Genomic DNA, 9,617 nt, shown 5'->3' on the forward strand with positions numbered 1-9,617 from the left:
GTCATTCCGCGTCGGGCTGCACGCCCGGCGCGGCTGCCTTGAAAGCATCGAGCGTCGAGGCGTATTCGTAGATCCGCTGGATCGTCGGATAGTGCGCCGTCTCGATCGAGAAGCGATGCGCATTGAACACCTGCGGCACGATACAGATATCGGCCATTGTCGGCGTATCGCCGAAGCACAGCTTGCCGGTACGCGGATCGTTCGCGAGGCGCGCTTCGAGCGACGCGAAGCCCGACTCGATCCAGTGACGGTACCAGTCGTTCTTCGCGTCTTCCGGCACCTGCAGCATGTGCTTCAGATATTTCAGCACGCGCAGGTTGTTCAGCGGATGGATCTCGCACGCGATCTGCAGCGCGATCTCCCGCACGTAGGCGCGATCGACCGGCTGCTTGGGCAGAAGCGGCGGCGTCGGATGCGTCTCCTCCAGATACTCGATGATCGCGAGAGACTGCTGCAGCGGCACGTCGCCGTCGATCAGCGTCGGCACCAGCGCATCCGGGCTCATTGCACGATACGTGTCCTGCAACTGCTGGCCGCCGTCACGCAACAGATGCACCGGCACATAGTCGAACGGCAACTGCTTCAGGTTCAGGGCGATTCGCACGCGATACGCGGCGGAGCTGCGGAAATAGCTGTAGAGCTTCATCGGTTGTCTCTCGTTGTCGTGACCGGCGGGCACCGGCGCGCGTGGCCGCACGCGTCGCATGGGGCGGTCGCCGCCGGGGCCGGCGCGCACGTCGCCCGGATCGTGAGTGTAGCGCCGCTGCCGGCCGGGCGCCCGCCGCGCGCTTGCAAGAACCCGGCGAATGCGGTACTCAGTGGGTTCCTCACATCACACCGCGCGGCCGCTCGCCGATGCGACGCCGGCCGCCACCCACACGTTTCGATGACCGACTCCCACGACCTCGCCGCGCATGCGGCCGAACCGTTCCACTGCGCGCGCTTCATCAAGGAGATCGGGCGCGGTCCGCATGGCGCACGCGCCTTGTCCGCGGAGGACACGTTCGAACTGTATCGCGCGATGCTGGACGGTCGCGTGCCGGATCTCGAACTCGGTGCGATCCTGATCGCCTACCGCCTGAAAGGCGAGACCGCCGACGAACTGGCCGCGATGCTGGCCGCCGCGCATGCGTCGTTCGAGCCGGTCCACGTGCGGGGCGGCACGTTTCGCGCGGTGTCGATCCCGAGCTACAACGGCGCCCGCAAGCAGCCGAACCTCGTGCCGCTGCTCGCGCTGCTGCTCGCGCGCGAAGGCGTGCCGGTGCTCGTGCACGGCGTCACGCACGATCCGGGCCGCGTGACGAGTGCGGAGATTTTTTCCGAACTGTCGATCCTGCCGTCGGCATCGCACGATGCGATCGAGAACATGCTCGCCGAGCGCCGCGTCGCGTTCGCGCCGATCGCGGCACTCGCGCCGCAGCTCGCGCGCCTGCTGTCGCTGCGCCGCGTGCTCGGCGTGCGCAATTCGACGCATACGCTCGTGAAGATCCTGCAGCCGTTCGAGCCCGCAGGGCTGCGGCTCGTCAACTATACGCATCCGCCTTACCGCGACAGTCTCGCGCAACTGTTCCGCGATCATTCGGACGCGGCGCGCGGCGGCGCGCTGCTCGCGCGCGGCACCGAAGGCGAAGCGGTCGCCGACACGCGGCGGCAGGTGCAGGTCGACTGGCTGCACGACGGCGTTTGCGACACGCTGATCGGAGCCGAGCGCTCGTCGCCCGACGCGCCGCCCGTCGACCTGCCGGAGTCGCGCGACGCCGCGACGACTGCCGCATGGACGGACGCGGTGCTGCGCGGCGATCTTCCAGTGCCGGACACCATCGCGCGTCAGGTCGAGACGATCGTGCGCATTACCCGCATCGACGCGTAGATCCCCGCAGCGTGCACCGGATCCCGGCGCCCGCGCGCCCCATTTGACACACACGGGCGGGTTGGCATAGAGTTGTTGCCATGCGTTCCTTTCCGAACACCTTCCGAATTACCTCCGGCCGCCTAGCGCGGCCGCTATCGCTACGACTAGCCTAAGGCTGTCGTGGCGCCGTGCCATCCGCACGGTCCCTCCCCAGCAGTTCCCCGCAGCACCTTTCTCGCAGTTTTTTACAACCCGAAGTCGTCAGCTTTCGTCCGTCTATCCGTCGGCCGAATCGCGAAGAACATCCGCATCCGAACGCCGCCCGCGTGACGATGCGCGGCAGCGCCAACCACCGCTCATGCCGTTCGTCTTCGCTCGCGACTCGAGACCCGAGGTCTGGATGATGAAGCGCAACCCGCAAGAGAAGTACCGTCCGTTCGAACCCGTCCGCATCAATGGCCGCAAGTGGCCGACCCGCACGATTCAGCACGCGCCGGTCTGGATGAGCACCGACCTGCGCGACGGCAATCAGTCGCTGATCGAGCCGATGAGCATCGAGCAGAAGCTCGATTTCTTCGAGATGCTCGTCGCGATCGGCTTCAAGGAGATCGAAGTCGGTTTTCCGTCGGCGTCGCAAACCGACTTCGATTTCGTCCGCAAGCTGATCGACGAAAAGCGCATCCCCGACGACGTGACGATCGAAGTGCTCGTCCAGTCGCGCGAAGACCTGATCGCCCGCACCTTCGACGCGCTCGAAGGCGCGCCACGCGCGATCGTGCACCTGTACAACGCGATCTGCCCGTCGTTCCGCCGCATGGTGTTCGGGCTGTCGAAGGACGAGGTGAAGGCGCTTGCGGTGGAAGGCACGCGGCTCGTCAAGGAACAGGCGATGGCACGTCCGGGCACGCACTGGACCTTCCAGTATTCGCCCGAGACCTTCAGCATGAGTGAACTGCCGTTCGCGCGCGAGGTCTGCGACGCGGTCTCGCAGACCTGGCGTCCGACCCGCGAGCACAGGATGATCGTCAACCTGCCGGCGACCGTCGAAGCCGCGATGCCGAACGTATTCGCCGACCAGATCGAGTGGATGGACCGCAACCTCGGCTTTCGCGACTGCATCGTGCTGTCCGTGCATCCGCACAACGACCGCGGCACCGCCGTCGCCGCAGCCGAACTCGCGCTGCTGGCCGGCGCCGACCGCATCGAAGGCTGCCTGTTCGGCAACGGCGAACGCACCGGCAATGTCGATCTCGTCACGCTCGCGCTCAATCTCTATACGCAAGGCATCGACCCCGGCCTCGACTTCTCCGACATCGACGCGGTGCGCCGTATCGTCGAGCGCTGCAACCGGATTTCCGTGCACCCGCGCCATCCGTACGCAGGCGACCTCGTGTTCACCGCGTTCTCCGGCTCGCACCAGGATGCGATCCGCAAGGGCTTCGCGCAGCAACGCCCGGATGCGATCTGGGAAGTGCCGTATCTGCCGATCGACCCGGCCGATCTCGGCCGCAGCTACGACGCGGTGATTCGTGTGAACAGCCAGTCCGGCAAGGGCGGCGCGACGTTCCTGCTTGAACGCGGCCTGGGCGTCACGCCGCCGCGCCGCGTGCAGATCGAATTCAGCCACGCGGTGCAGACGCTGGCCGACCGGTCCGGCGAGGAAGTGCCGGGCGACGCGATCTGCGCGCTGTTTGCCCGCGAATTCTTCGAGACCGACGGTCCGGCCGCGCGCAGCGGGAACGCCGCACGCTGGGAGAACCGTGAAATCGCCTGCGCGGTCGCGGCGGATGCGACGCCCGCCGATGCGGCCGAGCGCGCCGCCGCGGCATTCGCCGCCGTGGCGGGCGTGACGGTCGTGATCGATTCATGTGTATCCGTGCAAGCCGCGGATGGGCGCACGGCGGTATTCGCAGGCTGCCGCGTCGGCGGCGCGCCGCTGCGCCACGGTGCCGGCATGCACACCGACGCCACGACCGCCGCATTCGATGCGATCGTCAGCGCGATCAACCGCTCGGCGTGGCACTGCGCCGATCATCGCGCGGCGGCCTGACCGCCCGCGTCGACACGTCAACGTCAGCGAGCGGTGCAAGACCGTCCGCGCGGGCGCGCAATCCGCGCCGCGCGGGCGAAGAAAAAGCGGCCCAGAAGGCCGCTTCGGACGGGACACGAAAACGAATGCCACGCGCACTCATGTCTCGGTCGCGCACCGCGTCGCCTGCCAGGCAAGCAGGCGCCAGTGTCCCCCTTCCTGCGCCTGCACGGCGGTATAGGCAATCGGAAACACGAGGCCGCCGTTGTTCGTTTCCATTTCGATCAATGCGCGTCCGGTGACGAGACAGGTCTCGTCACCGACCGGCAGGATGTCCTGCGACTGGATCTCGATCTGACGATAGCGGCGGCGGCCGGCGGCGATGGCGTCGATGAACTGCTGCTTCGTTTCCCGCTTGCCGTTGGTGTGAACGTAGAACACCTTGTCGGACAGCAATGCGTCGAGCGCCTCGCCGTCGCCTTCCACCATCGCCCGGAACCGATCGCGCTCGAGTGCGCGAATCGCATGGATCACCTTCGTCATCGCCCTGCTCCTCGGCAACGCGCACGCCGTGCGCGGGCGTGCGGATCAGAAGTTGTACTGCAGATAGAACTGGTGGAAATTTATACCAGGATTCGGCTCTTTGATACCCGCGTTAGACACATGTTGAAAGCGGTAGCCCACCTGGTACTGTTGCCGCTGCCCGAACTGCGCGCCGACGCCGACCATGTCCGCGAACTGGAATGCCGTCGACATCGAATAGTCTGTCGAAATCGTCGGATGAGACAGTACGCGCACGCCCGCACCGGCCTCGACGAACGGGCGAACCTGCCCGGCGCTCTTGATGAAGCGGAATACCGGCGTCGCGCCGGCTTCCCAGATGCTGCTGTGGATGTTGCCGCCTGTGTGCCAGTAGCCGACGTGGCCTTCCACCACGAACGCGAAGTGCCAGCCGCCGATTTCCCACCAGGTCCACTCCGGATCCCAGACGACGCCGAGATCGCCCTTGTCGACGCCGTGGCGATCCGAGAAACCGCCGGCCGCCTGGATCCCCCATCGATCCGCACATGCCGCCCCCGACCCGCCCAGCAATGCCGCCGCCAATACTGCGTGAACCGCAAGGCGGCTATTCCGCCGATCGTTCTTGTTGTTCATCTGACACTCCAACTTCGTGGGTTGAATGGAGCCCGCCGCCGCGCGCGGTCAGACTCAAGCGGACAGAATGGTATGGTAAAGGACTTTTCCGATCGGCATCATGAATCGAAATAGTTTGCCTCGGAAGCCGGAAAAATCGGAATCGCCTCCCAAATTCTCAAGAAAATTAATGGGTTACGGAACCGGTCGCCACGCCGCCGATCTTGCTTTGACTATCGAAACCACAAAATTGATAGAAAACGGGAACTCACAAGCCCGTACACCCTCTAAGGAATTAGCACTCAATTGGCTGGAGTGCTAAGATTGACCACGGAATCATCCGAAACCGGGGTTCATCCCTGATTCCAAAGGAGTTTTTCTACGTGAGTAACGCACTGACCCTCCCGAATACCTTGAGCCCGGCGTCCGCTAAGGCCGACTCGGCGGGCTCGTTTGCACTCGCTACCCAATCGATGCTGCCGGGCCAACTGGGCAACATCGACGCCTATATCCAGGCAACCAATCGTATCCCGTTGCTGACGGCCGAGGAAGAACGTCAATACGCAACCGAATTCCGCGAGCAGAACAATCTCGACTCGGCTCGCCGTCTCGTACTGTCGCACCTGCGGCTCGTCGTCTCGATCGCCCGCAACTACCTCGGCTACGGCCTGCCGCACGGCGACCTGATCCAGGAAGGCAACATCGGCCTGATGAAGGCGGTGAAGCGTTTCGACCCGGCGCAGAACGTGCGTCTCGTGTCGTATGCGATCCACTGGATCAAGGCCGAGATCCACGAATACATCCTGCGCAACTGGCGCATGGTGAAGGTCGCCACGACGAAGGCGCAGCGCAAGCTGTTCTTCAACCTGCGCAGCCACAAGAAGGGCGCGCAGGCGATGACGCCGGACGAAATCGCCGGCCTCGCGCAGGAACTGAACGTCAAGCGCGAAGACGTGGCCGAGATGGAAACCCGTCTGTCGGGCGGCGACATCGCACTCGAAGGGCAAGTCGAGGACGGTGAGGAAAGCTACGCACCGATCGCGTATCTCGCCGATTCGCACAACGAGCCGACCGCCGTGCTCGCCGCGCGTCAACGCGACATGCTGCAGACGGACGGCATCTCGCAAGCACTCGACGCACTCGACGCCCGCAGCCGCCGCATCATCGAGGCGCGCTGGCTGAATGTCGACGACGACGGCTCGGGCGGTTCGACGCTGCACGACCTCGCTGCGGAATTCGGCGTGTCGGCGGAACGCATTCGTCAGATCGAAGCGAGCGCAATGAAGAAAATGCGAGGGGCACTCGCCCAATACGCGTAAATCGCCACCGATTTACGTCGCATCACCGACAACCCGCTGCCGACCGGCAGCGGGTTTTTTTTCGTCGATTAATCGACAGGTTTTATCGGCCGGCTTTATCGGATATTCCGCCGCCAACCCGGCATTTCCATAAAGCATTGATCCAACTCAAATTTTCACGCGCAATAAGCGACGGAGTGCCGCAGTCAGGGCCTCGGCGCAACAAAGGGCGCACCTTAAAATTAATCGGCACGGCGCAAAAGCATTAACCGCTGATGAGCAGCCGCCATAACGCCGACATTCAGTCGCCTCGAATCCGCCTTCTTATCTTTATTCAGGATGATGGCCTTGATCCCGATCAATAAAGCGCCGCTCCGGCCGCCCGGCTGGCGCGGCCGCATCGTCGCGTGGTCGCGCGGCCCCACGCTGGCCCGCGACATCACCGTCGTGCTGATCGTCAAGCTGGCCCTGCTGACGGCACTCAAATACGCATTCTTCAATCATCCGCAGGCCGCGCATATGTCGTTGCCGCCTGCCGCCGTCGCCGAGAAGCTGCTCTCGGTGCCGGCGCCCGTTCCTTCCCAGGGAGACCAACATGATAAGTAGCGAAGTCGTCGATCTGTCACGACTGCAGTTCGGCATCACCGCGCTCTACCATTTCCTGTTCGTGCCGCTCACGCTCGGTCTGTCGTGGCTGCTCGTCATCATGGAAGCGGTCTACGTGATGACCGGCAAGCAGGTCTACAAGGACATGACCCAGTTCTGGGGCAAGCTGTTCGGGATCAATTTCGCGATGGGCGTGACGACCGGCATCACGCTCGAATTCCAGTTCGGCACGAACTGGTCGTACTACTCGCACTATGTGGGCGACATCTTCGGCGTGCCGCTCGCGGTCGAAGGCCTGATGGCGTTCTTCCTCGAATCGACGTTCGTCGGCCTGTTCTTCTTCGGCTGGAATCGCCTGTCGAAGGTCAAGCATCTGATGGTCACCTTCCTCGTCGCGCTCGGCTCCAATCTGTCCGCGCTGTGGATCCTCGTCGCGAACGGCTGGATGAACAACCCGGTCGGCGCCGAGTTCAACTACCAGACGATGCGCATGGAGCTGTCGAGCCTGACCAGCGTGCTGTTCAACCCGGTCGCCCAGGTGAAGTTCGTGCACACCGTGTCGGCCGGCTACGTGACGGCCGCGATGTTCGTGCTGGGCGTGTCGTCGTGGTATCTGCTGAAGAAACGCGACACCGAATTCGCGCTGCGCTCGTTTGCGGTCGCGGCGGGCTTCGGCCTCGCGGCGACACTGTGCGTGATCGTGCTCGGCGACGAATCGGGATACACGACGGGCGAAGTGCAGAAGATGAAGCTCGCCGCGATCGAATCGGAATGGGAAACGCAGAAGGCGCCCGCTTCCTTCACGGTGATCGGCCTGCCGAACCAGAAGGAAGAGCGCACCGACTATGCGATCCGGATCCCGTATGCGCTCGGCCTGATCGCCACGCGCTCGATCGACGAACCGGTGATCGGCCTGCGCGACCTCGAGAAGCGCAGCGCGGAACACATCCAGAGCGGCATGATCGCGTACGGCGCGCTGCAGAAGATCAAGGCGGGCGACACGAGCGCCGCGACCCGCGCGCTGTTCGACGACAACAAGGCTTATCTCGGCTACGGACTGATGCTCAAGCAGTTCACCCCGGCCGTGACCGATGCGACGCCCGAGCAGATCAAGGCCGCCGCGAAGAAGACGATCCCGCCTGTCGCGCCGGTATTCCTCTCGTTCCGGATCATGGTGTTCCTCGGCGTCCTGCTCCTCGCCACCTTTGTCGCCGCGTTCTGGTTCTGCGCGCGCCGCGAACTGCTGCAGGGCAACCGCCGCTGGTTCCTGCGTTACGCCGTGTGGGCAATCCCGCTGCCGTGGATCGCCGTCGAATTCGGCTGGGTCGTCGCCGAACTGGGCCGCCAGCCGTGGACGATCGCCGGCATCCTGCCGACGCACCTGTCCGCATCGAGCCTCACGCCGACCGACCTGCACCTGAGTATCGCGGGCTTCGTCCTGTTCTACTCGGCGCTCTTCATCATCGAGATCACGCTGATGTTCAAGTACGCGCGCCTCGGCCCGTCGGCTCTGCATACCGGCCGCTATCACCACGAACAGGCGATCGACGCCGAGCGTGTCGCCGCGTAACGGCGCGGACGCCCCCGAAACAGAACAAGGAATCGCTATGGACTATGCAACGCTCAAGCTGATCTGGTGGCTGCTCGTCGGCGTACTGCTGATCGGCTTTGCCCTCACCGACGGCTTCGACATGGGCGCGACCGCGCTCCTGCCGTTCCTGGGCAAGACCGACGACGAGCGCCGTATCGTCATCAATACCGTCGGCGCGACCTGGGAAGGCAACCAGGTATGGCTGATCACCGCCGGCGGCGCCATGTTCGCCGCCTGGCCGCTCGTCTATGCGGCGTCGTTCTCCGGCTTCTACTTCGCGATGCTGCTGGTGCTGTTCGCGCTGTTCTTCCGGCCGGTCGGCTTCGACTACCGCAGCAAGCGGACCGATCCGCGCTGGCGCGCGGGCTGGGACTGGGGCCTGTTCATCGGCGGCTTCGTGCCGGCGCTCGTGTTCGGCATCGCGTTCGGCAACCTGCTGCAAGGCGTGCCGTTCCAGTTCGACTCCGATCTGCGTGTGACCTATCACGGCAGCTTCTGGGCGCTGCTGAACCCGTTCGCGCTGCTCTGCGGCCTCGTCAGCCTCATGATGCTCATCGCGCACGGCGCTGCGTTCATCAAGCTGAAGACGGACGGCGTGATCGCGCAGCGCGCATCCATCGCGCTGCGCGTGTCGGCGCTGCTCGCGGTCGTGCTGTTCGCCCTCGCCGGCGCGCTGATCGCCAGCTATGTCGGCGGCTTCCACATCACGCGCGCGGTACCGACCGACACCGTCGCGAACCCGCTGCTCAAGGAAGTCGCCGCGGGTTCGGGCCTCTGGCTCGCGAACTACGGCGAGTATCCGTGGATGATCGCGGCGCCCGTCGCCGGCATCGCGGGCGGCCTGCTCGCGATGCTGCTCGCGGGCTCGCGCCTCGAGAAGACCGCGTTTGTCTGCACCGGCCTGATGATCGCCGGCGTGATCCTGACCGCGGGCTTCTCGATGTTTCCGTTCATCATGCCGTCGTCGCTCGATCCGAAGAGCAGCCTGACCGTGTGGGACTCGACATCGAGCCACATGACGCTGCAGGTGATGCTGTTCGCCGTCTTCGTGATCCTGACCGCGGGCTTCTCGATGTTTCCGTTCATCATGCCGTCGTCGCTCGATCC

9 protein-coding genes are annotated in these 9,617 nt (G+C 64.6%); 6 read left to right on the forward strand and 3 right to left on the reverse strand.

Annotation, left to right across the window (positions count from 1 at the left end; translation table 11 throughout):
• Window position 1: 1 nt before the first annotated feature.
• Entirely contained in the window at window positions 2–646 is a 645-nt protein-coding gene (gene maiA, locus KH616_RS15865) for a maleylacetoacetate isomerase (protein ID WP_292247948.1), read from the reverse strand.
• Window positions 647–886: 240 nt separating this feature from the next.
• Here maiA and ybiB point away from each other — a divergent pair, with 240 nt between their 5' ends.
• A complete protein-coding gene (ybiB, locus tag KH616_RS15870) occupies window positions 887–1,870 on the forward strand; it encodes a DNA-binding protein YbiB (RefSeq protein ID WP_292247950.1) in 984 nt (327 codons plus the stop codon).
• Between the two features lie 385 nt (window positions 1,871–2,255).
• Entirely contained in the window at window positions 2,256–3,902 is a 1,647-nt protein-coding gene (locus KH616_RS15875) for a 2-isopropylmalate synthase (RefSeq protein ID WP_292247960.1), read from the forward strand.
• A gap of 138 nt (window positions 3,903–4,040) precedes the next feature.
• On the opposite strand, the gene KH616_RS15880 is transcribed toward KH616_RS15875, so the two are convergent.
• Together KH616_RS15880 and KH616_RS15885 are read right to left on the reverse strand one after the other, a co-directional pair.
• On the reverse strand, window positions 4,041–4,424 hold the full coding sequence (locus KH616_RS15880; RefSeq protein ID WP_292247951.1) for a nuclear transport factor 2 family protein: 384 nt from the start codon (window positions 4,422–4,424) through the stop codon (window positions 4,041–4,043).
• 45 nt (window positions 4,425–4,469) lie between these two features.
• The gene (locus KH616_RS15885) at window positions 4,470–5,036 is read right to left on the reverse strand and encodes an acyloxyacyl hydrolase (RefSeq protein ID WP_292247953.1); all 567 of its coding nucleotides are present in this window, start codon (window positions 5,034–5,036) and stop codon (window positions 4,470–4,472) included.
• Window positions 5,037–5,398: 362 nt separating this feature from the next.
• On the opposite strand from KH616_RS15885, the gene rpoH reads away from it, so the two are divergent.
• The 4 genes from rpoH to cydB all read left to right on the forward strand — a co-directional run.
• Entirely contained in the window at window positions 5,399–6,334 is a 936-nt protein-coding gene (gene rpoH, locus KH616_RS15890; RefSeq protein WP_292247954.1) for an RNA polymerase sigma factor RpoH, read from the forward strand.
• Between the two features lie 321 nt (window positions 6,335–6,655).
• Window positions 6,656–6,919, forward strand: coding sequence for a cytochrome oxidase putative small subunit CydP (gene cydP, locus KH616_RS15895; RefSeq protein WP_292247962.1), 264 nt, complete (start codon window positions 6,656–6,658; stop codon window positions 6,917–6,919).
• Entirely contained in the window at window positions 6,909–8,489 is a 1,581-nt protein-coding gene (locus KH616_RS15900; RefSeq protein WP_292247957.1) for a cytochrome ubiquinol oxidase subunit I, read from the forward strand. Before cydP ends, KH616_RS15900 begins: the two co-directional genes overlap by 11 nt.
• Before the next feature lie 37 nt (window positions 8,490–8,526).
• Window positions 8,527–9,617: cytochrome d ubiquinol oxidase subunit II (gene cydB / locus KH616_RS15905; RefSeq protein ID WP_292247958.1), on the forward strand; the 1,091-nt coding region annotated here is incomplete at its 3' end.

Origin of the sequence: Burkholderia sp., from assembly GCF_018375725.1 — a bacterium.
Lineage (GTDB): Bacteria > Pseudomonadota > Gammaproteobacteria > Burkholderiales > Burkholderiaceae > Burkholderia.

Bases quoted from the DNA above. Each gene is read 5' to 3' on its own strand.
- maiA (WP_292247948.1), bottom strand. From the start codon at position 646: ATGAAGCTCTACAGCTATTTCCGCAGCTCCGCCGCGTATCGCGTGCGA.
- ybiB (WP_292247950.1), top strand. From the start codon at position 887: ATGACCGACTCCCACGACCTCGCCGCGCATGCGGCCGAACCGTTCCAC.
- KH616_RS15875 (WP_292247960.1), top strand. From the start codon at position 2,256: ATGAAGCGCAACCCGCAAGAGAAGTACCGTCCGTTCGAACCCGTCCGC.
- KH616_RS15880 (WP_292247951.1), bottom strand. From the start codon at position 4,424: ATGACGAAGGTGATCCATGCGATTCGCGCACTCGAGCGCGATCGGTTC.
- KH616_RS15885 (WP_292247953.1), bottom strand. From the start codon at position 5,036: ATGAACAACAAGAACGATCGGCGGAATAGCCGCCTTGCGGTTCACGCA.
- cydP (WP_292247962.1), top strand. From the start codon at position 6,656: ATGGCCTTGATCCCGATCAATAAAGCGCCGCTCCGGCCGCCCGGCTGG.
- KH616_RS15900 (WP_292247957.1), top strand. From the start codon at position 6,909: ATGATAAGTAGCGAAGTCGTCGATCTGTCACGACTGCAGTTCGGCATC.